The sequence below is a fragment of the Glaciimonas sp. Gout2 genome, assembly GCF_035018905.1.
Taxonomy (GTDB): Bacteria; Pseudomonadota; Gammaproteobacteria; order Burkholderiales; family Burkholderiaceae_D; genus Glaciimonas.
Window position 1 is genome coordinate 149,101 of record NZ_JASJXA010000005.1, and the last position, 23,746, is coordinate 172,846.

The window sequence follows — 23,746 nt, forward strand, 5'->3', positions numbered from 1 at the left end:
CCAACATTTCGTGGGAGTCTGCGCCAGAACGCTATTCCGGCAAATCAGGATTTTCTCATCACAGAACCAAATATTGTCAAACCTGGGCCAAAGGCGAGGGAAACAATGATTTTCCCGCTAGATATAGTTGCATCCTCTACTAAATTTTTCCAAATGTGGGGAAGAGTCGCCGAAGACATATTCCCGCGAGAAAAAAGAATTTCTTGGCTATGTTGAACCTGATCTTCCCTTAATCCGAGCAAAGACTGAACCGAATCAATTATTTTTGGACCTCCAGGATGAATGGCAAAAATACCATTTTGAAAAATTTCTTTTATGGGAAGCTGAGCCTCACTAAGCATTTCAGAAACAAAAGTCAAAACATGCTTGGCTATTTTTTTAGGAACCTCTCTGGAAAGCGTCATTGTCATCCCCCAACTATCAGGTGACCATGTCATCAGTTCTTCTGTGTCTTCAATGATTTCTTCCTTGATCACGATGAGTGCCAAAGTATTCTTCGATTCAGCATCAAATGGCTGCAAAGAATATTTTATATGGCCATCCGCAAAAAGGCTTTGAATCACTATTTGCTCTGGTGAGTGATCAGTAAGATTGACATGGAGACTGCACATTTCTGTATGAACAATGTCGATCGTATTAACGCCCGCTGATGGGGAATTTTTCTTTTTTTGCAATGCCGATAGCAACCCTTCGGCGAGGCGAATACTGGGAATGGAAGCATAACAACCCATATGATAGGCATGGGTGACATTTGTTTTTTTCATCCATCTATTAAGATTTACGAGACTTTGAGCCGGACTCGGTGAAAAGTAGCCGGTACAACTCACATGAATAATATGTTCAGGTGGATGAGACTCTTGAGGGAAAAATCTATGAAAAAGAGAGCGCGATCTTTCTCGGAAAAATTTCGTTCTTTGCCCCATGTCTTTTCCATAAAGGGAAGTTGTAGGAATATCTCCCTGAGGCAAATTCAAGTTGTATAAGCGCAATTCATCCCACTTAATATTTCCTACATCGAGGACATCAAAAGAGCGAGTGGAAATCCGCGATTTTTTACAACCGAAGAGCTCAAAACTCTTGCGCATTTTAGAATTAAGTTGATCCCATGATTCTTTAATTTCTCCATTTTCCTTCGGTGTCCGTAGAGTCTCCACGCGCGCATGGGCAGCCGCCAGCCAACATAAGATATCATCCTGATCATAAGTGGCATGAGGCATGACAACTGTAAAATCAGAAAGTTGAGCAATTATTATGGAAGTTGTGGTCATTCTTCACTCCTCGCTTAAGAAATTAATCTTGAATGCCTGAAACTTAAACTTAAGAAAAATTTTGTCGATTCACTTAATTTTTTGGAGTAGCTATGAACCACGCCTAAGCTTGCTGCTCAAGCCTAGCATCGGAAACTGGAATGTTTTACAGCTTGACTTTCATGCAAACCCAATGAGAATGCAGTTGCCATTTCTGATAGACTTGTCGGCTAGGTAATTATTGCCGTGAATTTTTGATGGTGGCTGAAGGGGGTAAATGAAACGTTATCTCCTTGATAGTGGTGTCTTCTGCTGCGTGGCTTGTGAATTGGCACGTTTTGGTATTCGGGTGATGGCTATTGCGCCTCGCATTATGGAAACGCCGATGTTGTTGGGTATGCCAACCGAAGTGCAAGATGCGCTGGGTAAGACAGTACCGTTTGCAGCGCGTATGGGTAAGCCGGCAGAATTTGCCGGGTTGGTAAACACAATTGTCGAAAACGCTTATCTTAACGGCGAAGTCATTCGTCTAGATGGCGGAATCTGCATGACTGCGAAGTGATGTCAGTCGTCAGATAACAAAGATTGAAGTATCAAGGCAGTGCGTAAGAAAGTGACAGTCGCATTTGCTTTGATGTCTACGAACCATTCACTTAATCAGGACTATTCTTTCTAAAATTCGCCCGATATGCATGAGGTGCTACGCCGAGGCGCTTGTTAAATACAATGCGCATGCGATCAGCATTGCCAAAACCACAATCGTATGCGACCGCCTTCAGCGCGTCATCGGTACTTTCAAGAAAATAGCGGGCCGTATCTACGCGTGCGCGTTCGACAAACTCATGTGGTGTCACGCTTGTCAATTGCAAAAACATACGCGCAAAATGACGTGTGCTCATACCAGCCACTTCGGCGAGTTTTTCGACCGTAAAGCGTTCTCTAATATGCTCCATCACATAGATTTGTACCTTGGCGACTGGCGATGTATCGTCTGTGGGAGCAACGAGGAAAGGACTAAACTGAGATTGACCACCCCGACGCTGAGCAAACACGACCAGGCGCTTTGCTACCGCAAGTGCGATCTTTGGACCGTGATCTTCTGCTACTAATGCCAGCGCACCATCAATCCCTGCCGTCACACCAGCGGAGGTTAGCAGATTTCCATCGCGAATGTATATACGATCAAGTTGAACCCGCGCACGCGGAAATTGTTGCGCTAATTGCGGTGCATTTTGCCAGTGTGTCGTGACATGGCGATCATTGATCAGCCCTGCGTGGCCAAGTGCAAAGGCACCCGTGCATATCGATCCAAAGCGTTCGCAGCGTGAAGCGACATTAATTAACCATGCGATTAGCTGCGAATCTGGTGCGTCAATTGGTAGCTTGGGTCCACCTGCTACTAACGCGGTGTTATAGGGGCCGTTGGCTTCGGCAAACGTTACATCCGCAAGCAAACGCATGCCGTTCGAAGCGCGCACGGCATCCTTGGTTGCGCTTACTAATGTTATCGCATAGCCGTTACCGGGAGAAACGAAATTATTTGCCTCAACAAAAACATCGAGCGGTCCGGCAACATCAAGCGCTTGAACACCAGAAAAAATCGCAATGGCAATAGTTCGCATCGAAGATACCCTTGAGTGAGTCAAATAGCCGGTCGGACGTAGAGCGGCGGCGTCGCGAAATATCGCACTTTCAGATCATTTTGTAGCTGATTGTCGGTGGGGACGCCACGCCACGTCCGAAAGTTTTTTGGCTACCGAACGAAATACTACATGAAATCATAGTATCGGTGATGGCTGGATAAGGCGTGCGGTTGGCTGTGTTCAACGCATGCTCCGCATTGTACCGAAGCATTCTTCCCATTAAAGTGAACTGCATTGCACGCTAGCATTAAGAGAGTCAGGCGCGCAAGGAATGGCCGTCTTCTGCCACATTTGATCGCGTGTAATTGTCACGACTATGGTGTCTTTTGTATCTGTTGTGATGATTGTCGGCCACTTTTTATTTGAACAACGCATTGTCGCTGCCTTGATCAGCGCAGTGCGATCTGGAGAATTTTATGAGTAATTTTATCGCCGGTATCCACGTTCCTGATAGCCGGATGGCGCGGGACGCAACGCAACTGGTTCGAGACACTGAAACGGATTTATTGTTTCATCATTCGACTCGGGTATTTTTATTTGGCGCATTGACTGGAGAGCGCAAAAAGCTGAAGTACGATCCAGAACTGCTTTACATCGGCGCCATGTTCCATGATATGGGGCTCATCGAGACATATAGTAGCAAACATGACCGCTTCGAAGTGGATGGCGCAAACGCCGCACGTGATTTTTTAAAGGGATACGGTATTGGCGAGGCTGATATTGAGCAGGTGTGGGACGCCATCGCATTGCATACTACGCCGGGAATTGCACAATACAAGAAACCTGTTGTGGCACTGGTCACGGCGGGTGTCGAAATGGATGTGCTGGGTTTTGCCTATAGCGATTTTACCGATGCGCAGCGAAACCAGATTGTGCAAGCGCATCCGCGTGGTCTGCATTTTAAAGATAATATTATTGATGCTTTTGCTAAAGGTACCCGTCATAAACCGGAGACAACTTTCGGCAATATCAAGGCCGATGTACTGGCACTTAAAGATCCCACTTATAAACGCATCAATTTTTGTAGCCTGATTCTTAAGTCATCATGGAACGACGATAATCAGAATGGGATTTGCTGCAACAATCCCGGTCATCATAAGAGCGTTTAATCTTCCGACTTTCCATGGCACCCACTTTCTATATTTAGCCCACGCTACTATTACCGTGGTTTCTCATTTACAAGGGATCTGTCTTCCAGGCTATTGAATCGATGGCTTTTGTTGACTAGCGAATGGGTGCAATTTGATCGCTTTGTTGCTGTGGCGGCCCATCAATGATCGTATCAAGCGGATCGGTGTTGTTTCGGCCAGACGATTTCACTTCAATCGGATCAAGTGCGGTGCGTAGGCGCGGTAATGCCTGTGGATAATGAGCGGCGATGAAGGAAATCATTTCTTCACGGATGATGCAACGTAAATCGAAAGCGGTACCAGAATCTTGGGCGCTTGTGAGTAGACGAACTTGCATCGCCCGTTCGTTGACATCTGTTATGTGGAGCACACAGACCCGGCCATCCCATAACGGCGAGGACTTGCAAATGCGTTCAAATTCGACGCGTAATGCTGGTACCGGCACTACAAAATCCAGCCACAAAAAAACGGTGCCGAGAATTGTGGAGGAATTATGTGTCCAGTTTTCAAATGGGTTCTCGATGAACCATTGTAGTGGCACGATCATGCGACGTTCATCCCAGATGCGTATCACAACAAAAGTGCCGGTAATTTCTTCTACGCGTCCCCATTCGCCTTTGACGATGAGAACATCATCGATTCGTATTGGCTGGGAAAACGCTATTTGTAGTCCTGCAATAAAATTACCAAGAACCGGTCGCGCCGCCATACCGGCGACCAACCCAGCCACGCCCGCAGATGCTAACAAGCTTGCGCCAAATTGTTTGGCTCCGGGCAAGGTGAGTAGGACGAAACCAAGTCCGAGCAGGCCAACGATAAAATGTGCGCTGCGCGCCAGTACGCGGGTTTGCGTCAGGATTCGACGCGCCTTTAGATTGTCGATCACGTCGGCTGGGTTGCGATTGACTACGGTGACAGTGACCGCCTTGATGCATTGCATGGCGAGCCAGGTAAGTGCAAGAATGAGGCCGACCGAGGTCAGGTAAGACAAAGGCACTAGCCATGGCGTATCTTCCGGCGCGCCGGTTAGCACTATTCGGATCGCGAATAGCAGCATGCAAATCTGACTCGCACGAAACGCGATGATGGTTGCATTGGTCGTAAACGGTCGATTACCGGCTATACGCCGTAACAGAAAAATTCCTGCGCGATGCAATATTGCGGCAAGTAGGCATGCCACGAAAGCGGTAGTAAGAGCGATCAGACCCGAACGTAATGGTCCCTGATGTATCTCGGACAAAAAGCTGAAATCCATAGGCAAATATTTCCTCCGTACATGAAGCATACAGGAAGGCTCGCCTGACCGGTGTTATCGGGGGCTAAGCGCCTTACTCGCGTATGAGAAAAATGCTATTTTAGCTATGGATGTTTTACGGATTAAAATGAGTTTGGCGATCTGAAGTATGAATGTTGTCTAGCAAATCCGCATAGCGTTTTTAGTGAAGCAGGTGAGCAAATGTCGAGGCCAGTAATCAATTACGATAGCTGTGCCGTTCTTCTCCGGTTGCTCTGACCAGTATAGCAATCTCTTGCGCAATTTTTTGTAACTGAAATTGGCAGTAAAAAGCCGACTGGGAAGTCGGCTTTTGTTTGACTTATAAATTCTGGTTTACCATTAATTCATTCGTCAAATCAGTTCTTCAGCTTATTCGGTCAATTGAAATTAAGCAAAATTCGCTGCAGCAAAATCCCAGTTTGCCAATGCCCAGAATGCTTCCAGGTATTTTGGACGAGCATTGCGGTAGTCGATGTAATACGCGTGTTCCCACACGTCCACTGTGAGCAGTGGTTTTGCATCGGTTGTCAGTGGTGTTGCAGCGTTTGAAGTCGAGACCAGATCCAGCGAGCCGTCAGTCTTTTTGACCAGCCATGCCCAACCGGAACCAAAGGTGCCAACTGCGCATTTGGTCAATTCAACTTTGAAGTTGTCGAACGAACCCCATTTAGCATTGATCGCATCAGCCAGAGCGCCGGTAGGTGCGCCGCCGCCATCTGGGGACAAGCTGTTCCAGTAGAACGTATGGTTCCAGATTTGCGCTGCGTTGTTGAAAACGCCGCCAGAAGATTTCTTGACGATATCTTCTAGTGAGGCGGTTTCGAATTCTGTACCTGGAACCAGATTGTTCAGATTGGTCACATAGGTTTGGTGATGCTTGCCGTAATGGAATTCCAGTGTTTCTTTGGAAATGTGAGGTGCCAATGCATCAAGTTCATACGGGAGGGGTGGGAGTGTGTATGCCATGGTGTGTCCTTTCTAAGTTTTATGGGGCTACTGAGACCCTGTTAGGTCTGTTGTGTTTTGTCCTGCTTTGTGCAAATCAGGGCAACGTTAAATCCGCCTTCAAACCGATTACATAAACCAATTCCGGTACTGCGATGCTTTCCAACCTTTCGTACGGCTCCAGTTTTTACAAGCATCATCTTGCTGACCGTGATCGCTTTATGAAGGGTTTTTGCGCTACCTAACCACAGAGATTCCACAGGTTCAAGGGCGTTATTGTAAAGCGCTTATCTATTCCATGCAGCAATCAGACGAATTCAAATACCTTTATTGCAAAGTCACGCTAGTCGAACGTTGGCTGGACACTATCAATACCGACTTTCGCACTACCTTCTGCCAACTGTATTGTGACGATCTGACGCGGTTGGAGTTCCTTTGGCGCGCGCAAAACGGTGCCTTTTGCATTGGTCACAATGGCGTAACCACGCTCAAGTGTCCGTTGTGGATTTAGCAATTCCAGTTGCGCATTAAGTGCCTTTAGTGCGACCCGGGATTGTTTGTTTTGGTTCGTGAGCGCATGTTCGAGGCGCCGTGTTTGCTCTAGTAAAAGAATTCTTGCGCGGCGCGTGTCCGGTAATTGTGCGGTTAAGCGTGTTCGCAAATGCAGAAGGCTATAGCGCGACTGTCTTAACGGAATAGTAGTGGCGTGCATCAATCGGGTTTGCAGGCTTTGTAATTTCAGGCGCTCATGGCCGATTGTGGTCGCGGGGCTAACCAGTCGACGGGTTAGCCAGTCAAGGGTCTGGCCGGTTTCGCCGAGTTGTCTGCGGACTGCGCGAGTCATATCAGCGGCATTGCTTGCTATTAACGACAGCCAGTCGTTGCGGGGGATTGCTGCCAGTTCGGCGGCAGCCGTCGGGGTCGCTGCACGTACATCGGCAGTGAAATCGGCAATCGTGACATCAGTTTCATGACCGACGCCGGAAATAACCGGCATCGTTGCCGCAGCGATGGCACGGGCGACGCTTTCATCATTGAATGACCAGAGATCTTCAATACTGCCACCGCCGCGGCAGACCAGCAATACCTGGCATTCGTTACGCGATGAGGCGGTGTTGATTGCTTTAGCAATTTTTTCCGCGGCACCTTCGCCTTGAACCGGCGTGGGATAGATGACCACGCGGACATGCGGTGCGCGGCGGGCCAGCGCTGTCAGAATGTCGCGTAGCGCTGCCGCTTGCAGACTGGTAACAACGCCGATACAGGTGACGAACTGTGGGATAGGGCGCTTGCGAACAGGATCGAAAAGACCCTCTGCATTGAGTTTTTCTTTAAGTCGTAAAAATGCTTCGTATAGGTTTCCAGCGCCAGCCCGGCGGATGGCCTCTACATTTAGTTGGTAGTCGCCACGCGGTGCATAGAGCGTGACCAGGGCGCGTACCTCGACCTTATCTCCCTCGCGCGGGGTAAATCCGGCATGTTGCGCACGGCCTTTGAACATGACCGAGCGCACTTGTGCACCGTCATCTTTTAGCGTGAAATACCAATGACCGGAGGCCGCCTTCGTAAAGTTGGATATTTCGCCGGAAACCCACGTTAAGGGGAAACTGCGTTCTAACATACGCGCCACGGCCTGATTGAGGGCGGAGACAGAGAGCACGGGTGCGCTGCCGACGCGACTGTCGGCGGGTGGGGCGAAAAGCATTGAGACCTTCGGTGAGTGGCTTAGTTATTTATTTGCAAAAACACAATGGGATGTCATTCGAATGGCATTTAAATGTGACTTATTATTTGGCTGATTACTATGATTGCGTATTTAAAGCGATGCTACCCACACATTCAAGGCGCTATTGTAGAACGTAAAGCGACGAAAGACGGTCTGGAAGACACTTACTCGTTGTGCTCTTGGTTGCATCGCGAAAGGCCCATGACCAAAATACTGTGATCGATTTTTGCTGCACCTGTACGCAGTGTCTAAATAGTATTCGCAATCAACGACTTAAGTGTGTTGGAAGGTGCTTACACACAAAGTTATCCACATAATCTGTGGAAAAGTCCCGACGTGACGCGCAGGAATGCCTTTTTGGCGAATAATGGTCTGGCTAGCGTACTTTTGGACGAAGTGCGCGGATATTATCCACACCAATAAAAATCATTCTAATCAAGTACTTAACGCGAATCGGCCAGTCTTGTACACAAAGTTACCCACAATTTCTGTGGATAACTAAAAGGCTAAGACACGCTTGTCCTAAGCTTTGCTTTCTATTTTGGCTTCGGTTTCGGTTTTGGATTTGACTCCTGTTCGAGTTTCGGTTTCGGTTGCACCTTTGCTTTTGCTTTTGCTTTTGCATTCGCTTTCTCTTTGGCTTTAACCTGGGCCAGTACTACCCGGTGAACGAAGTGCAACTTGTCCTGCACTGGCGTTGATAATTTGAAAGGATAAGAGTCAGGCGTACCGACACTTCTGTTCAGACTATTCAACACGTAAGTCAACGCAAACCAGTTACCGATTATTTCTTCGAATGAGTCGATTTTTAGAGGTGGCGCACTGATGACCATTTCAGGCTCGGCAGCCTTCGGTGGACTCAGCGATAGTCCGCAGGTGTGAGCGGTTTCGAGTGTATCGATCATGTGTAAGTAATGCGCCCACGTCTCTGCCCAGTCCTCCCACGGATGAGAACTGGCATAGATGCTGATGAAGTTTTTCTCCCAATCAGGCGGCGTGCCATTTTCGTAGTGGAGTTTCAGGCACTCGGCATAATCCTGGCGTTCATCGCCGAATAATTCTCGATAACTGTCTATCCAATCAGTGCCGGCAATCAATCGATCAAAATAGTAATGTCCGCTTTCGTGGCGGAAATGACCTAGCAACGTGCGATAACCTTCGTGCATTTGCTCGCGGGTGCGCTCACGTTCTGACGGATCGGCCTCTATCACGTTAATGGTAATCAAACCGTTATCATGGCCGGTCATCACCGGTTCCTCGCTCAAACCATCCTCTAGAAATTGAAAGGCTAGCCCGCGCTCTTCATCTTGCTGCTTCGTTAGTGGGCGAAGACCCAGCGACCAAAGAGAATAAAGAAGGCGGCGCTTGGCAGACTCCAGCCGTTGCCAAAAAAGATGGTTTTTTTCTTTCAGCAACGAGGGAATGATGACTGTCAACTGGCAAGAGGCGCAAAACTCATTTTCGTCATCTGCATCCAGCATCCAGTTACAGACATGCTGATTGACATAATTGCTACATTGTTTATAGAGGCGTCCGGCATCGGCCGGATTGAGACTGCGCCACTTGTTATCTTCAACTAATTCAAAACTATTGACCGCACGTTGCTCGGGTTGGTATCCGAGGGTGCTTTCACAACTGAAACATAAGGTGTTTTCAAAAAAAACTTGTTGTTTACATTTATCACAATGAAAAGTTTTCATGTTTTTCCTTATTTTTTTGTCAATTTTGTGTTTATCAACCTAAAAACTAAGAATGATATCAACGACCATAAATCACCTCTTTTGAATTACATTTGTATGCATTTTGTCGTTTTGTGTATTAGGGTTAGTAGTTCATTTTATATTATTAAATAACTATCAATGTGCTCTAGTCATGCGGAACGCTGCGGCACACTATTTTATTTTCGTGGGAGTTGGTCTGACGATTTATTTTTGGGTCAGCCAGACATAAAACGACTGTTTATTCACTCCCAGGGCTGGAAATCATGGCATTGCATAAATTGGGGGAGAGGAATACGCCACCCTTGCGTCCGAACTGCGCAGGAATCAAAACTCATTGCTAATCAAGTGCTTAGCCTACTTTAGACTGCTTTGTGCACAAAGTTATCCACAAATTCTGTGGATAAGTAAAAGGAGTGAATATTGATTCCTGGAATAAATAAAGATTACTTACATATCAGCATCAATGCGCTCGCTATGTTCATCAAGTGCATCAATAAAGTTGACGTTATCTGGTATTTGTAGCATCACTAGACAGATAGTGAAAACAGCATTAAATCAATGACTTAATCAAATATCAGTTCGGATATACACAAAGTTATCCACAAAATCTGTGGATAACTATTTTTCTATTGCTGCGCATTAGTGTAAGTCTGTATGTGCGGATACCTCAGTTTTTTATGAACATAGTATTTCCACTGATTTACTTTACATCTGGTTATTTGTAACAAAAAATCCAAACCACTTACCCATTCTGAACAATGGCAAAAAGATGAACCGAATCAACGTGTTAGATTCTTCAAGGCTGAGTTGTTCACAAAGTTGTCCACAAAATCTGTGGAGAACTTTCTTGGTTGCAAATGGGAATATTCTTGAATTAGTTTGCTGCATTGCACTTTTTTAATGCAGGGATAAATAAACCTTTTAAAACAATGATTTAGATTTCTGCACTAGGACTTATCCACAATCTTATTCACAAAAAATGTGTGGAACTTTTCCTGCTCGGGGAATGAAGGAGCTGAATAGAATAAATCAACGATCGATGGGCTTGCTCACTTCGCCTCAACAGTTTACATTCTGCTTCCATTAGACAGACCTGTCTGCGGTCCTCTCAAGGAGTTTCTTTTGTTTGCCATTATTCAAGCTGCAGGCTGGCCGATCTGGCTGTTATTGTGTGCCTCCGTCATCGCTACTGCATTGATCATCGAGCGCTTGGTTTATTTGCGTCGCTCGCGTATTTTGCCACCGCAGTTGTTGCACGAGGTTATCCTGGTTTATCACAACGGGCGCGCTAACGCTGAAGTGATCACCAACCTGGAAAACAATTCCCCACTGGGACGCGTATTGGCTGCGGGTTTACGTAACGTCGATGCACCACGCGATATGATGAAAGAGGCGATCGAAGAAGCGGGGATGGCCACAGCGCATGAGTTGGCGCGGTTTCTGACGACCCTTGGAACGATTGCTTCGCTCGCCCCGCTGATGGGCTTATTCGGCACAGTGGTGGGGATGATTGAAATTTTTGGTGCGACCAATGGTGCGGGTACTGATCCCGCGCAACTGGGTCATGGGATTTCAGTGGCGCTCTACAATACCGCGTTTGGCATAGGTATCGCGATGCCCACGCTGGTTTTTTACCGCCATTTTCGGGCCACGATCGATAGTTTCATTGTCGCTATAGAACAGCAGGCGATCAAGTTTGTCGATATCGTCCATGGCGAACGGAAGTAAGTATTTTTCGACGTATACTGCGCAGCGTCAGACGACGGCATTACAAACGACGGACGAACGGATTGCAGGGTGGAGCAGTATCTGTTCTGGTGCATCATGTGCGGTTTGACGATGCCGCTCACTACGGTTTTGAAAAGTCTATGGGACAAAACGCAGAAATCAATTTCGGTGCGAACTTAGGTGCGAATTTAGGTAAGACCGAAGCAGGAATCAATGCCAGGAGGATCATGTATGAATTTTCGCAAAGGTAGAGCGCGCGAAGAAATTGAAATTAATTTGATTCCGTTCATTGACGTATTGTTGGTTATTGTGATTTTTTTGATGGTCACAACAACTTACAGCAACTTAACCACGCTAAAGATTACGTTACCGACCGCAGATGCAGGCAAGGCGATCGCGGAGCCGTTTCGTATTACAGTGGCGGTGACTGCGCAAGGTCAGTATGCGATAAATAAGGAGCAGGTGTCGTCGAGGGATGCTGAGGCATTAGCGCAGGATTTGAAGACGGCCGCACAAAGCGACCCCAATAAGTCAAAGGAAACGCCCGTGATTGTCATCAACGCGGATGCGATGTCGCCCCATCAAACGGTGATTAATGTGTTGGAGGCAGCGCGTTTAGCTGGTTTTGAGAAAGTGACATTTGCTGCACAGGCAGCCGCCCACAAGTAGTAAAAAGCGTAAAAAGCAGGGATTGCTTGCTTTGTATCATGGCTTGTACGCATGTTGATCGATGTATTTCGATCAAGGTTTTTCGATCAATAGCATTACCTGACGCAGCGTGGTCGTTTATTGATGATAGATACGGTTCCTTCTTTCTGTTCCTATTCTGTTTTTAATGTATTTCTTTTGATTCCTTTTTTATGACAGGTTATTCCATTTGACTCGTAAGCTCTCCACGACCGAATCAGTGCTTACCGCGGCTTGGCAAAGACGGGGTTTGCTGGCGTGCTTGCTATGGCCGTTATCGTTATTATTCTTGTGTATATCGGGATTACGTCGCATTTCGTATGTGATCGGCTTGCGTGCGAGTACGCGCTTGCCGGTTCCGATCATAGTGATTGGAAATATTTACGTCGGTGGTACAGGTAAGACGCCTTTGACCATCTGGCTGGTACAAGCCTTACGGCTGGCGGGATATACGCCTGGCGTGATTTCCCGTGGTTATGGTGTCAATCCCAGTGTTGAAACACGCGTGGTGTCGACGAATTCGGTTGCAGCGGAAGTCGGTGATGAACCCTTGTTGATTGCTCAGCGCGCGCAATGTCCCGTGGTGGTGGGTCGAAATCGGGTTGCAGCGGCGCAAGCATTGTTGCAGGCGCATCCGAAGGTGGATGTGATTTTATCCGACGATGGCTTACAGCATTATCGGTTACAGCGCGACATCGAAATTGTGCTGTTTGATAGCCGCGGACATGGTAATGGTTGGTTATTGCCAGCCGGTCCCTTGCGTGAAACGGCGTCCCGAAGGCGCGACTTTACAGTGGTGAACCTGGGACGAGCGGCAGTTTTGCCGACTTCATTGCCGCGCTCGGCGATCCGTATGCAGTTGATCGGCGAGGTCGCAGAGCGCCTGAGTGATCGCTCGCAGACTTTCCGCATCGCTGATTTTTCGACCAAACTGCCGGCACCTCGGATTCTGGCCGCTGCAGGAATTGGCAATCCTCAACGGTTTTTTAACATGTTGTCCGGCATGGGTTTGGTATTTCACTCCCTGTCGCTGCCGGATCATTACGATTTTTCGACGAATCCTTTTGCTGCACTGGATGCAGAGATCATACTGATCACCGAAAAGGATGCAGTAAAATGTAGTCAAATCAAAACCATCAAAAACGACCCGCGTTTGTGGGTTGTGCCCGTGACCGCGCAGATTGACGTCGCGCTGATACAACAAATTGTGGAGAAACTCCGTGGACACCCAACTGCTTGATATTTTAGTTTGCCCTATCTGTAAAGGGCCTTTGCAGCATGATAAAAAAGCACTAGAACTGATTTGCAACGCCGACAGGCTCGCTTTTCCGATTCGCGACGGCATCCCTATTATGTGGGCGGACCAGGCGCGGGATCTGAATAGTCCAGCTGACCTGGTGGTCTCGGACGGCGCGCCGTCATAGCTGATAGCCGCCCGACTGAATTTAGCTTTTCATTTTATTTAGCTTTTCGTTTGCGTCTGCTGTTGCGTGACTGCTCAGATAGCTTATCAAATAGTCCCTATAAAGATCGCCAATGTCCTTTACTGTCATTATTCCTGCGCGATTAGCATCGACCAGATTGCCAAATAAGCCTTTAGCTGATCTCGGCGGCAAGCCAATGATTGTGCGAGTCGCCGAGCGGGCGGCGCTCTCCGGCGCTGCTCAGGTCATCGTCGCAACTGATCATGTCGACATTTTGATTGCGTGTGAGAAATACGGGGTTGTCGCACGTTTAACGCGTTCTGATCACCCTTCTGGAACGGATCGGATTGCGGAAGTGGCAGCGGGTTTAGGATTGGCGGCAAATGCCGTAGTGGTTAACGTTCAGGGCGATGAGCCGTTAATTGATCCAGAATTGATTGCAGCCACCGCCGCGCAGATTGTAGATGGCGTGCCCATGGCAACGGCAGCGCATGCAATTAATAGTGTCGCGGATGCCTTTAACACGAACGTAGTGAAGGTGGTTGTCAGTAAACATGGTCGTGCGTTGTATTTTTCTCGTGCAACTATTCCCTGGCACCGGGATGGTTTTGCGCAATCGCGACAATCGTTGCCCAGCGACTACGTACCATTACGGCATATCGGGCTGTACGCCTATAGCTACGCGTTTTTACAAACTTATCCGACACTGACGGTGTCGCCATTAGAACAAATTGAAGCGCTGGAACAGCTTCGCGTGTTGTGGCATGGCTTTCCGATTGCGGTCCATATCGCGCAGGACGCACCGGCCGCTGGCGTTGATACACCAGAAGACCTGGAGCGCGTGCGACAATTTTTCAAGGACTAATTTGTTAATGCGTCGCTGACTCAGCGGTTTCTTTATTGGCTAAAGTTGGTCTATGATTTTTCTTTAAATCAGCTATAAACCAGCTTTAAGCCGGTAATGAATCAGAGCAAAACAGTAAAAGAACAGTAATGGCTCGGTAAAATAAGCATCTACAAAACCACGTAACTGCACCGTTAGAGTGCTGTTTGGTAAAATTTTGTGGTAAGTTTCATGCAAAGTTAGCGTGTTATAACAATGGTTGCAAAATGACGCCGCTGCGATTTTCAAAGTAAGTCTAGATATTTAGCATTGAAAGTGTAGAAATGAGCGTCATCAAATAAATTTCAAACTCACCTTAGGACTACATAATATGCGCCTCATCCTTCTAGGAGCGCCCGGTGCCGGTAAGGGCACGCAAGCTACCTTTATAAAAGAACGATTCAACATTCCGCAAATTTCTACCGGTGACATGCTAAGGGCAGCCGTCAAGGCGGGAACACCACTTGGTATCGAAGCAAAAAAAGTGATGGATGCGGGTGGTTTGGTCTCGGACGATATTATTATTGGCCTGGTAAAAGATCGTCTGAAACAAGCGGATTGTGCCAACGGCTATCTGTTTGATGGCTTTCCACGCACAGTACCACAAGCTGATGCGATGAAAGAAGCAGGCGTGGCGATTGACTACGTGCTGGAAATTGATGTGCCGGACGCGGCAATTGTTGAGCGTATGAGTGGCCGACGCGTACATCCTGCTTCTGGTCGCACTTACCATGTCAAGTTCAATCCGCCAAAGGTGGAAGGGATTGATGATGTGACTGGAGAAGAGTTGATCCTCCGTGACGACGACAAAGTAGAAACCGTGCAGAAACGTCTTTTTGTGTATCACGAGCAAACTGAAGTTCTTGTTAAATATTATGGTGACTGGGCTAAGGCAGGAAATCCCGGCGCGCCACAATATCGCAAAATCGTTGGAGTTGGACCTGTTGATCAAATTCGCGACAGTGCCTTCAAGGCATTGGAAGCCTAAAAAAGAGCGGACCATGAGTCCGCTTTTTATATTTCTATGCGCTGTAAAGATTGTAAAGAATTTCACATGTGGTTAGGATAGTAATCAATAACCGTTAGTTTTAGACACGCCAGCCCAGGCCGACTTCTGAAAATAAAAGGGCAACAAAAAGTTTTTCAGTACACATGATTTGTAGATTGATGCGTATCCACCAAAATGGCGGAACGCCTATTTACTTAATGTGGTTGTTTACTTTGTGATGGTTGTCCGTAATAAAACAGGAGGAGTCAACATGGCATCTGGTCTATGGTTTGCGATCGCTTGCGGCATTATTGCTGTGATATATGGAATGGTGTCACGCAGCTGGATTTTAAAGCAAGACCCAGGAAACCCGCGCATGCAGGAAATCGCCGCGGCCATTCAGCAAGGGGCTGCAGCCTACCTGGCTCGCCAATACCGCACCATTGCTATCGTCGGTGTGGTGCTATTCATCATCATCGGATTTATTCCAGGCCTCGGACTGGTCACGGCTCTCGGCTTTCTGGTCGGTGCGCTGTTGTCCGGGGCGTGTGGTTTTATCGGAATGAATGTATCGGTACGTGCCAATGTGCGCACTGCACAAGCCGCCACCAAAGGTTTAAATCAAGCGCTCGATGTGGCATTTCGTGGCGGTGCTATCACTGGAATGTTGGTAGTCGGACTAGGCCTGCTTGGTGTAACGATTTTCTATTTATTGCTGATTACTTTTTTTAGTCGCCCGGATATGTCGCTGCATGATGTCTTAAAGCCGCTCATCGGTCTTGCATTTGGCGCCTCGTTAATTTCTATCTTTGCGCGGTTGGGCGGCGGTATTTTTACCAAAGGAGCAGATGTCGGGGCCGATTTGGTGGGCAAAGTTGAGGCTGGTATACCTGAGGATGATCCACGCAATCCGGCCGTGATTGCGGATAACGTTGGCGACAATGTTGGCGATTGCGCGGGGATGGCGGCAGATTTATTTGAGACTTACGTGGTGACGTTGATTGCAACCATGTTGTTAGGATCATTGCTGATTAAAGGATTTGAATTACAAGCCGTGCTATATCCGCTGATGCTGGGCAGTGTCTCGATTCTGGCTTCCATCGTTGGCTGCTCAATGGTCAAGGTCAAGCCCGGCAAAAAAATTATGTCGGCTTTGTACACGGGTTTGTGGTGGGCGGCGATTCTCAGCCTGATTGGCTTCGCGGTAGTCACTTGGCTACTATTACCGCCTCCGATGGTGTTGCCGATGATGGGTTCTGCACTAATCGGTATCATTCTGACCGGCCTGATGGTCTACATCACGGAATATTACACTGGCACTGATTTCAAACCTGTACGTCATATTGCTGAGGCCTCGACCACCGGTCATGGCACCAATATTATTGCTGGCCTCGGCGTTTCCATGAAGTCAACCGCCTATCCAGTGCTCGCGGTGTGTGTCGCGATTCTTGCGTCTTATTGGCTGGCCGGTTTGTACGGCATTGCGATTGCTGCGACCGCGATGCTGTCAATGGCTGGCATCATCGTTGCGCTTGATGCTTATGGACCGATTACCGATAATGCGGGCGGCATCGCAGAGATGTCGGGCTTGCCGGAATCGGTGCGTGCGATTACTGATCCGCTTGATGCGGTCGGCAATACGACCAAAGCGGTGACCAAAGGCTATGCGATTGGCTCGGCCGGATTGGCGGCGCTCGTGCTGTTTGCTGATTACACCCATGCACTGGATTCGGTCGGTAACAGTACCGCCTTTGAATTATCAAATCCACTTGTGATTGTTGGTTTATTTATTGGTGGACTGATTCCGTACTTATTTGGGGCCATGGCGATGGAAGCGGTCGGTCGGGCTGCTGGCGCTGTAGTGGTCGAAGTGCGTCGACAGTTCCGTGATATTAAAGGAATCATGGATGGTACTGGTAAACCTGAGTACGACAAGGCAGTGGATATGCTGACTTCGTCTGCGATTAAGGAAATGATCGTGCCGTCGCTTCTTCCTGTCGTTGTTCCGATTCTGGTGGGTTTAATATTAGGCCCGGCGGCACTTGGTGGTTTGTTGATGGGGACTATTGTTACGGGGTTGTTTGTCGCCATCTCGATGACGACCGGCGGCGGTGCCTGGGATAACGCCAAAAAATACATCGAGGACGGCAATCACGGTGGCAAAGGTTCGGAGGCGCATAAGGCGGCAGTGACCGGCGATACCGTCGGAGACCCTTATAAAGACACGGCGGGACCGGCAATTAATCCACTCATCAAAATCATCAATATTGTGGCGTTATTACTGGTACCAATTTTGCCGATGGGAGGCGCAAACCTGTTGGGTGGTGCAAGTGCGCCGACCCAAGTTATTGCAGTCGTGGTGACACCTTTGGTCGTAGCGCCCACAGTGAGCGGAAGCAGTGGCGCGGTTGATGGCGGTGCTTCCGCTCATGGTCAGGTAACCGGTACGCTTGCCGCGCCAACCGATGTCACAGTGATTCGTTTTGCCGAGGGCAAAAGCGATGCCCCGTTTGGTGCTGCAGATCAGCTGGCTACTATCATCGCTGCCGCTAAAGCCAGGCCCGACGCCAAGCTGGTCTTGCGAGGGTTTCATGATGCCACTGGTAACTCAGCAAATAACGCCGAGATCGCCAAAGAGCGCGCCATGAGCGTCAAGGCACTGTTGTTAATGGGTGGTGTCACCGAAGACCGGATCATATTGCAAAAACCGGAGAGTACCACCGGTAGTGGCGACAATGCAGAGGCACGGAGAGTGGAGATTAGCATCCAATGATTTTGGCAGTGACTACGCCTCACGATATTGAGGAGGCGCAATCAAATCTTTGGCTATTTGCGCCAAGCAGATAGCACGTTATCGACTCCACAGGATTGCGCAAGTTTTTTATAAAAACCGCTGATCGTAGTGAGATTGTTGTTGGAAGCTTGATTTTCGCTTTTCGCTTCTTGCTTTGGTCTCTCTCTTCTACGTTTGGGTGCATACGTTGTGTGTATGTATCAGCGCGAACATATTTGGGGAATTTCTTGTTTTTGCGGTCCTTTGCAAAAATAATGCGTTGCCCTGTTAAGCTTGGCATCATGACGAACAGAAAAAATGTGGGCCTTATTTTGACCGGAGGCGGAGCGCGTGCAGCTTACCAGGCCGGCGTTCTGGATGCGGTTTCCGCCATTTTGCGTGAGCACGGGTGGGCGTCAAAGCGGAATCCGTTCGATATCATTTGCGGGACTTCAGCAGGTGCTATTAATGCTACTGCGCTGGCGTGTCGGGCGGATAATTTTTCTGAGGGCGTTGATCATCTTCTCCAGGTCTGGAAGCATTTTAGTGTCGAACATGTCTATCGGGCGGATTCGCTTGGCGTGTTACGGTCGGGCGCGCGTTGGCTTTCGTTGCTGTCGTTTGGCTGGTTACTGCGTCAATGGCACGCACATCCACCGAGTTCCTTGCTCGACAATACGCCTTTGGTGACACTGTTACATCGTTCGTTAGATTTAAAGGGGTTGGACGCCGCGTTGACTAACGGGAGTTTGAAAGCGCTGGCGGTAACGGCGTCTTCTTATAGTACGGGTCTGCACACGACCTTTTACCAGAGTGCCCACGAAATTCAATCCTGGACGCGCAGCCAGCGACGTGCGATCAGAGACCAGATCGGTGTCGAACATTTGCTGGCATCGTCTGCGATCCCGTTTATTTTTCCGGCCGTTCCCATTTATTGCGAAGGTCAGCGTGAATATTTTGGAGATGGTTCGATGCGACAACTGGCTCCAATTTCTCCCGCAATTCATCTTGGTGCGAGCAAGGTATTGGTAGTCGGTGCGGGCCGCATGATGCAGCCACCGATGGATGTTCCTCTGTTTCCCCATTACCCTAGTTTGGCGCAAATTGCAGGGCATGCTTTATCGAGTATTTTTCTCGATGGGCTGGCCGTCGATATCGAGCGACTGGAGCGTATTAATCACACGCTGTCATTTCTCACTGAGGAGCAACGCGAGCATACGCCATTGAAGCCCATTGAAATGCTCATTATTTCGCCGTCAGAGCAAATTGATGACATCGCTATTCGTCATATCCGTAGCCTCCCGAAATCAATTCGTGCATTGCTGGGCGGGATAGGTGCAACCGAATTAAGGGGTGCGGCATTGGCTTCCTATTTATTGTTCGAATCAGGTTATACCTGCGAATTAATACAAATGGGGCAAAAGGATACGTATGCACGGCGCGAGGATGTAGTGAATTTTTTTGCCGATCAAGTGTCGAACGATTGATTCGTGCTTAGCCGAATTCGTACCGGCTAAAAAATATCTTTAGCTCTATTCTTGTTTTGTTATTGAAGAACTGTCAGAACTTTTAACCGAAACTGCGCGAGTTGATATTAAGTGTTTTCATTGAGAGGCCCGCGATCGGGCTAAATACAGGGAAAGTGGGCATCAACTTTGTACGGATGGTAGATGCGTGTTGATTGGGTTTCTGCAACAAGTTAATCTCAATAGCTGATTCTTCAGAAATTATTGAAAATATGAAAAATAAAGTAGCTTCAATTTACGCATGCATTTTCGCGATTGTGAGCGCTCGGCGACGACTCCCATTTCTTCAGCAATTTGGTCTCCTGCTAATAGGCTTGTTGTTTTCGGTCCAAGTTTTTGCCCGCAATCCGTTGCTAGTCGATACAATTGCCTTATCGCAACTCCCCGTCGAGGCCCGGCAAACGTTGGTGCTGATCAAGCAGGGTGGACCTTTTTCCTATAGGAAAGATGGCGTCGTGTTTGGAAACTATGAGGGGCTTTTGCCAAAACAAAAGCGTGGTTATTATCATGAGTTCACCGTAAAAACACCGCGAGCAAGGAACCGCGGCGCTCGCCGACTTATCTCTGGTGGAACAGTCAACGCTTCGAGTGAATATTATTATACCGATGACCATTACGCCTCCTTTAAGCGTGTTCAGGAATAGTCAAATATCGATTTCAGTATAAAACTGCAACCCATCATTGCATTTAGTTGAGGGAAAAATGAGTTTGTTTAAAACCGTGCCGCCAAACGTAGTGCAATCTATCCGTGCATTTCGCGTGGCTGAATTACAGACCGAGGCAGTTCGTCTGGGCCAACATTTTCTGTACGCATATTGTGCAGAGGCAATGACCAAACAACAGGTGCTTTCAAAAATTGCACAAGCTTTTTATTTTCCTAAACATTTCGGTAAGAACTTCGATGCACTAGCCGATTGTCTGACAGATCTTGCGCATAAAGCCGGACCGCAGCCAGGTTTTATCATCGTTATAGAGCAATTGCCAAATACACAAAAATTTGACAAAGAGGCCCGTGAAATTTTGCTGGACGTGTTCCGGGATAGTGCGGATTTTTGGGCAGAGAAAAAAGTCGCTTTTCGCGTGTTTTACTCTTTTCAATAACTTGGTTTCAAGACTTATTATTGCATAATAAGCAACCAAAATGCGATTGCAACGCATCCTCGGTTTAGAAATCGCTTTGTCTCTTTCAGACCAAATTTAAGAAGATTTTCTACGTCATTTTGTGCGTCAACGTTCCTAAGCTGCTGCGCAGCGGGTACAATGCGCGCCATGAGAAGCATCGTTATCCTTATTTCTGGACGTGGCAGCAACATGGAAGCCATCGTCCGGGCAGCACAAACTGAGCAATGGCCGGCCAAAATTGCGGCTGTTATAAGCAATCGCGCCGATGCAGGTGGTTTGTCCTTTGCCGCTGCGCACGGTATCCCGACAGCGGTTGTCTCCAATAAAGATTACCCTGACCGCACGTCATTTGACGCTGCGTTGCTAGATGAAATAGACCGGTTTTCACCCGATTTGGTCGTGCTCGCGGGATTTATGCGAATTTTGACTACGCCGTTTGTTCAGCATTATGCAGGTCGGATGCTGAACGTCCATCCGTCCTTATTACCAAGTTTCACCGGGTTGGCAACGCATCTTCAAGCATTGACAATGGGTGTTAAAGTGCATGGCGCAACGGTTCATTTTGTGACTGCTGATCTTGATCATGGGCCGATCGTTCTGCAAGAAGTGGTGCCGGTAATGGACGACGACACTGTGCAATCGTTAGAGGCGCGGATCTTGATACTGGAACATCAAATGTATCCCCGTGCAGTTCGGTGGTTTGTAGAAGGGCGACTCATGATCCAAAATGGACGAGTGTATAAGCGCGGTGACATCGCGCTGGATGGTGATTTGGCGGAATAGTTGCTCACCGTCATTGACCCGAATATGTCACGCATGTAGTCTGGAAACGTAATCTTAAAGACGCTATAAGTATCAGTAATACGTTTGAAGCAAAAAAAGACAAAAAAACAGCACCATAAAAAGAGCAAAAACATAGTAAAAATAGAAGTATCCAAAACAGATAGCAACCTGAAGCGCTGCGCTTCAAACAAAATAATTAGTTTTTATGAAAGATTTAACATGAGATTGCCTCCAGCGATCATCGGTCTTACCGAAGAAGTATTGCGCGAAGTTTTACGATTTACCGGTCCTGCCGACGTTACTTTATCCCGCTATTTTCGCGATCACCCAAAGCTTGGTTCACGTGAACGTGGTGTAATAGCCGAAGCTGTGTATGGTTTATTACGTAACAAATTGGTGTACACCAGTTTTGCCGAATCTGGCAATGGCCCGACTATGCGCAGAATGACTTTGTTAGGTCTGGCTGACGCGGTTGGTGCAGATTCTCTTGGTGGTCTGTCCGAAGAAGAAGCAGAATGGCTAGCGCGGGTGGCTGAAATCGATCGCCGACTGTTGCCAGCGCACATGCGCGCTAATTTACCGGCATGGCTTTATGAAAAACTGGTCGCGCGTGATGGTGAGGAAAATACCTTGTTGCTCGCGGAAGCATTGAATACGCCTGCACCTCTAGATTTAAGGGTCAACTCAGTCAAAGCTGCACGTGATGATGTGATCGCTACGCTAGCGGAGGCACCGATTCTTTGTGAGCCGACACCGTATGCGCCGCTCGGCTTGCGTATTATTAAAAAGCCATCTGTTCAAAATTTGCCCCTATTTAAGAGTGGTGCAATTGAAGTGCAAGATGAGGGAAGTCAGTTGCTGGCCCAAATCGTTGGCGCAAAACGTGGCGAAATGGTTGTGGATTTTTGTGCTGGCGCTGGCGGTAAGACTTTGGCGCTCGGTGCGACTATGCGCAATACGGGACGTTTGTACGCGTTTGACGTTTCTGAAAAGCGTCTGGCAAAGCTAAAGCCAAGGATGGCGCGTAGTGGTTTGTCGAATATCCATCCAGTACTGATTGCGCATGAAAATGACGCAAAGGTAAAGCGTTTGGCTGGCAAAATTGATCGCGTGTTGGTTGATGCACCTTGTAGTGGCTTAGGCACTTTGCGCCGTAATCCTGATGTTAAATGGCGTCAGACGCCAGAAGCGATTATCGAAATGAATGCCAAGCAAACCGCGATTTTGTCGAGCGCTGCACGCTTAGTCAAATCAGGTGGTCGTTTGGTATACGGCACTTGTAGTCTACTTGATGAAGAAAACGAAGCAATTGCAGCGCAGTTCCTGGCTACGCACGAAGATTTTTCATTGCTACCGATGAAGGATGTCTTAGCAGAGCAAAAAATTGCGTTGGAAATGGATGATTATCTGAAGCTGATGCCACATCTGCATCACACAGACGGTTTTTTTGCGGCGGTATTTGTCCGTAAATGACGCCAGGCTCTTTTTGTTTCGTAAAGCTGCGCGAACGGCTGGTTGCCGCCACTATTATCATCACGATGGGACTGGCGGCGGCGCAGGTTCGCGCTTTTGACGCGACACCGCCACGTGAACTGGCGACCGGCACTTTGCAAGCCGCGTTTTCACCTTGGGATGATATTGAGGGTTTGATCACGCAGGAGATCGCGGGCGCTCGCAAACAGGTATTGGTCCAAGCGTATATATTGACGAATCGCCCAATTGCTACGGCATTGATTGCTGCCAGGAAACGTGGGGTAGATGTTCAGATACTGGTCGATGAGCATCAGCTTAAAAAAAATCCTGGAACTCAAGTCGAACGCTTAGTAACTGCTAATATTCCAGTATGGGGCGAGACAAACTATCGGAGTGCCCATAATAAAGTTATCGTAATTGATCCGACGGAAAAAGATGCCACGGTGATAACAGGAAGCTTTAATTTTACCTGGAGCGCTCAGCATAAAAATGCGGAAAACGTCCTTATCGTTCGCGATAATCCAGCGATAGCCGCACGTTACGCAATGAATTGGCAGCGTCACCTTAAGGACGCCAGAAGCCTGCCGGATACGGCTAAGCGTCGCGGTAAAGCCGGTACAAAAACCGTGCGCGACAACACGACAGTCCAACGGTAACACCCTCAGACGCCT

General features: G+C 48.0%; 20 protein-coding genes and 1 pseudogene. 15 read left to right on the top strand and 6 right to left on the bottom strand.

Annotated elements, in window-relative coordinates; genetic code table 11:
* Window positions 1-44: 44 nt before the first annotated feature.
* On the bottom strand, window positions 45-1,268 hold the full coding sequence (locus QN379_RS06015; RefSeq protein WP_322237197.1) for a 3-oxoacyl-[acyl-carrier-protein] synthase III C-terminal domain-containing protein: 1,224 nt from the start codon (window positions 1,266-1,268) through the stop codon (window positions 45-47).
* Between the two features lie 295 nt (window positions 1,269-1,563).
* Between QN379_RS06015 and QN379_RS06020 the strand changes: the two are divergent.
* Window positions 1,564-1,809: pseudogene (locus QN379_RS06020) on the top strand (SDR family oxidoreductase); the annotation flags it as partial.
* Window positions 1,810-1,900: 91 nt separating this feature from the next.
* On the opposite strand, the gene QN379_RS06025 reads toward QN379_RS06020, so the two are convergent.
* The gene (locus QN379_RS06025; protein WP_322237199.1) at window positions 1,901-2,869 is read right to left on the bottom strand and encodes a GlxA family transcriptional regulator; all 969 of its coding nucleotides are present in this window, start codon (window positions 2,867-2,869) and stop codon (window positions 1,901-1,903) included.
* Between the two features lie 437 nt (window positions 2,870-3,306).
* On the opposite strand from QN379_RS06025, the gene QN379_RS06030 reads away from it, so the two are divergent.
* Complete coding sequence (locus QN379_RS06030) at window positions 3,307-3,999, top strand: HD domain-containing protein (protein WP_323506234.1); 693 nt, start codon at window positions 3,307-3,309, stop codon at window positions 3,997-3,999.
* A 115-nt stretch (window positions 4,000-4,114) separates the two neighbouring features.
* On the opposite strand, the gene QN379_RS06035 is transcribed toward QN379_RS06030, so the two are convergent.
* The 4 genes from QN379_RS06035 to QN379_RS06050 all read right to left on the bottom strand — a co-directional run bounded on the left by QN379_RS06035 (window position 4,115) and on the right by QN379_RS06050 (window position 9,667).
* The gene (locus QN379_RS06035; protein ID WP_323506235.1) at window positions 4,115-5,275 is read right to left on the bottom strand and encodes a mechanosensitive ion channel family protein; all 1,161 of its coding nucleotides are present in this window, start codon (window positions 5,273-5,275) and stop codon (window positions 4,115-4,117) included.
* Window positions 5,276-5,683: 408 nt separating this feature from the next.
* The gene (sodB, locus tag QN379_RS06040; RefSeq protein ID WP_322237203.1) at window positions 5,684-6,262 is read right to left on the bottom strand and encodes a superoxide dismutase [Fe]; all 579 of its coding nucleotides are present in this window, start codon (window positions 6,260-6,262) and stop codon (window positions 5,684-5,686) included.
* 322 nt (window positions 6,263-6,584) lie between these two features.
* Entirely contained in the window at window positions 6,585-7,946 is a 1,362-nt protein-coding gene (gene xseA / locus QN379_RS06045; RefSeq protein ID WP_323506236.1) for an exodeoxyribonuclease VII large subunit, read from the bottom strand.
* A 557-nt stretch (window positions 7,947-8,503) separates the two neighbouring features.
* Complete coding sequence (locus tag QN379_RS06050) at window positions 8,504-9,667, bottom strand: putative zinc-binding peptidase (protein ID WP_323506237.1); 1,164 nt, start codon at window positions 9,665-9,667, stop codon at window positions 8,504-8,506.
* A gap of 1,143 nt (window positions 9,668-10,810) precedes the next feature.
* Here QN379_RS06050 and QN379_RS06055 point away from each other — a divergent pair.
* The 13 genes from QN379_RS06055 to QN379_RS06115 all read left to right on the top strand — a co-directional run bounded on the left by QN379_RS06055 (window position 10,811) and on the right by QN379_RS06115 (window position 23,731).
* Window positions 10,811-11,416 carry a MotA/TolQ/ExbB proton channel family protein gene (locus QN379_RS06055; RefSeq protein ID WP_323506238.1) on the top strand — a complete coding sequence of 202 codons (606 nt, stop codon included), beginning with the start codon at window positions 10,811-10,813 and terminating at the stop codon, window positions 11,414-11,416.
* 231 nt (window positions 11,417-11,647) lie between these two features.
* Window positions 11,648-12,085, top strand: coding sequence for a biopolymer transporter ExbD (locus QN379_RS06060; protein ID WP_322237211.1), 438 nt, complete (start codon window positions 11,648-11,650; stop codon window positions 12,083-12,085).
* 208 nt (window positions 12,086-12,293) lie between these two features.
* Complete coding sequence (lpxK, locus tag QN379_RS06065; RefSeq protein WP_322237213.1) at window positions 12,294-13,343, top strand: tetraacyldisaccharide 4'-kinase; 1,050 nt, start codon at window positions 12,294-12,296, stop codon at window positions 13,341-13,343.
* Complete coding sequence (locus QN379_RS06070; protein ID WP_322237215.1) at window positions 13,324-13,527, top strand: Trm112 family protein; 204 nt, start codon at window positions 13,324-13,326, stop codon at window positions 13,525-13,527. The genes lpxK and QN379_RS06070 overlap by 20 nt, the downstream gene beginning before the upstream one ends.
* A gap of 112 nt (window positions 13,528-13,639) precedes the next feature.
* The gene (gene kdsB, locus QN379_RS06075; RefSeq protein ID WP_323506239.1) at window positions 13,640-14,392 is read left to right on the top strand and encodes a 3-deoxy-manno-octulosonate cytidylyltransferase; all 753 of its coding nucleotides are present in this window, start codon (window positions 13,640-13,642) and stop codon (window positions 14,390-14,392) included.
* 349 nt (window positions 14,393-14,741) lie between these two features.
* Complete coding sequence (gene adk, locus QN379_RS06080; protein WP_322237219.1) at window positions 14,742-15,398, top strand: adenylate kinase; 657 nt, start codon at window positions 14,742-14,744, stop codon at window positions 15,396-15,398.
* A gap of 271 nt (window positions 15,399-15,669) precedes the next feature.
* A complete protein-coding gene (locus tag QN379_RS06085; RefSeq protein ID WP_323506240.1) occupies window positions 15,670-18,171 on the top strand; it encodes a sodium-translocating pyrophosphatase in 2,502 nt (833 codons plus the stop codon).
* 302 nt (window positions 18,172-18,473) lie between these two features.
* Window positions 18,474-19,658 carry a patatin-like phospholipase family protein gene (locus QN379_RS06090; RefSeq protein WP_323506241.1) on the top strand — a complete coding sequence of 395 codons (1,185 nt, stop codon included), beginning with the start codon at window positions 18,474-18,476 and terminating at the stop codon, window positions 19,656-19,658.
* 251 nt (window positions 19,659-19,909) lie between these two features.
* Window positions 19,910-20,341, top strand: a complete 432-nt coding sequence (locus QN379_RS06095) for a ribonuclease (protein ID WP_322237224.1) — start codon at window positions 19,910-19,912, stop codon at window positions 20,339-20,341.
* Window positions 20,342-20,399: 58 nt separating this feature from the next.
* On the top strand, window positions 20,400-20,798 hold the full coding sequence (locus QN379_RS06100) for a barstar family protein (protein WP_322237226.1): 399 nt from the start codon (window positions 20,400-20,402) through the stop codon (window positions 20,796-20,798).
* Window positions 20,799-20,966: 168 nt separating this feature from the next.
* A complete protein-coding gene (gene purN, locus QN379_RS06105; protein WP_323506242.1) occupies window positions 20,967-21,602 on the top strand; it encodes a phosphoribosylglycinamide formyltransferase in 636 nt (211 codons plus the stop codon).
* Between the two features lie 219 nt (window positions 21,603-21,821).
* Window positions 21,822-23,075, top strand: a complete 1,254-nt coding sequence (locus tag QN379_RS06110) for an RsmB/NOP family class I SAM-dependent RNA methyltransferase (RefSeq protein WP_322237229.1) — start codon at window positions 21,822-21,824, stop codon at window positions 23,073-23,075.
* Window positions 23,072-23,731 carry a phospholipase D family protein gene (locus QN379_RS06115; protein ID WP_322237232.1) on the top strand — a complete coding sequence of 220 codons (660 nt, stop codon included), beginning with the start codon at window positions 23,072-23,074 and terminating at the stop codon, window positions 23,729-23,731. Before QN379_RS06110 ends, QN379_RS06115 begins: the two co-directional genes overlap by 4 nt.
* Window positions 23,732-23,746 lie beyond the last annotated feature (15 nt).

What these genes read in the sequence shown, in the direction of transcription:
- QN379_RS06015 (WP_322237197.1), bottom strand. Translation starts at nt 1,268, where the DNA reads ATGACCACAACTTCCATAATAATTGCTCAACTTTCTGATTTTACAGTT.
- QN379_RS06025 (WP_322237199.1), bottom strand. Translation starts at nt 2,869, where the DNA reads ATGCGAACTATTGCCATTGCGATTTTTTCTGGTGTTCAAGCGCTTGAT.
- QN379_RS06030 (WP_323506234.1), top strand. Translation starts at nt 3,307, where the DNA reads ATGAGTAATTTTATCGCCGGTATCCACGTTCCTGATAGCCGGATGGCG.
- QN379_RS06035 (WP_323506235.1), bottom strand. Translation starts at nt 5,275, where the DNA reads ATGGATTTCAGCTTTTTGTCCGAGATACATCAGGGACCATTACGTTCG.
- sodB (WP_322237203.1), bottom strand. Translation starts at nt 6,262, where the DNA reads ATGGCATACACACTCCCACCCCTCCCGTATGAACTTGATGCATTGGCA.
- xseA (WP_323506236.1), bottom strand. Translation starts at nt 7,946, where the DNA reads ATGCTTTTCGCCCCACCCGCCGACAGTCGCGTCGGCAGCGCACCCGTG.
- QN379_RS06050 (WP_323506237.1), bottom strand. Translation starts at nt 9,667, where the DNA reads ATGAAAACTTTTCATTGTGATAAATGTAAACAACAAGTTTTTTTTGAA.
- QN379_RS06060 (WP_322237211.1), top strand. Translation starts at nt 11,648, where the DNA reads ATGAATTTTCGCAAAGGTAGAGCGCGCGAAGAAATTGAAATTAATTTG.
- kdsB (WP_323506239.1), top strand. Translation starts at nt 13,640, where the DNA reads ATGTCCTTTACTGTCATTATTCCTGCGCGATTAGCATCGACCAGATTG.
- adk (WP_322237219.1), top strand. Translation starts at nt 14,742, where the DNA reads ATGCGCCTCATCCTTCTAGGAGCGCCCGGTGCCGGTAAGGGCACGCAA.
- QN379_RS06085 (WP_323506240.1), top strand. Translation starts at nt 15,670, where the DNA reads ATGGCATCTGGTCTATGGTTTGCGATCGCTTGCGGCATTATTGCTGTG.
- QN379_RS06090 (WP_323506241.1), top strand. Translation starts at nt 18,474, where the DNA reads ATGACGAACAGAAAAAATGTGGGCCTTATTTTGACCGGAGGCGGAGCG.
- QN379_RS06095 (WP_322237224.1), top strand. Translation starts at nt 19,910, where the DNA reads ATGAAAAATAAAGTAGCTTCAATTTACGCATGCATTTTCGCGATTGTG.
- QN379_RS06100 (WP_322237226.1), top strand. Translation starts at nt 20,400, where the DNA reads ATGAGTTTGTTTAAAACCGTGCCGCCAAACGTAGTGCAATCTATCCGT.
- purN (WP_323506242.1), top strand. Translation starts at nt 20,967, where the DNA reads ATGAGAAGCATCGTTATCCTTATTTCTGGACGTGGCAGCAACATGGAA.
- QN379_RS06110 (WP_322237229.1), top strand. Translation starts at nt 21,822, where the DNA reads ATGAGATTGCCTCCAGCGATCATCGGTCTTACCGAAGAAGTATTGCGC.
- QN379_RS06115 (WP_322237232.1), top strand. Translation starts at nt 23,072, where the DNA reads ATGACGCCAGGCTCTTTTTGTTTCGTAAAGCTGCGCGAACGGCTGGTT.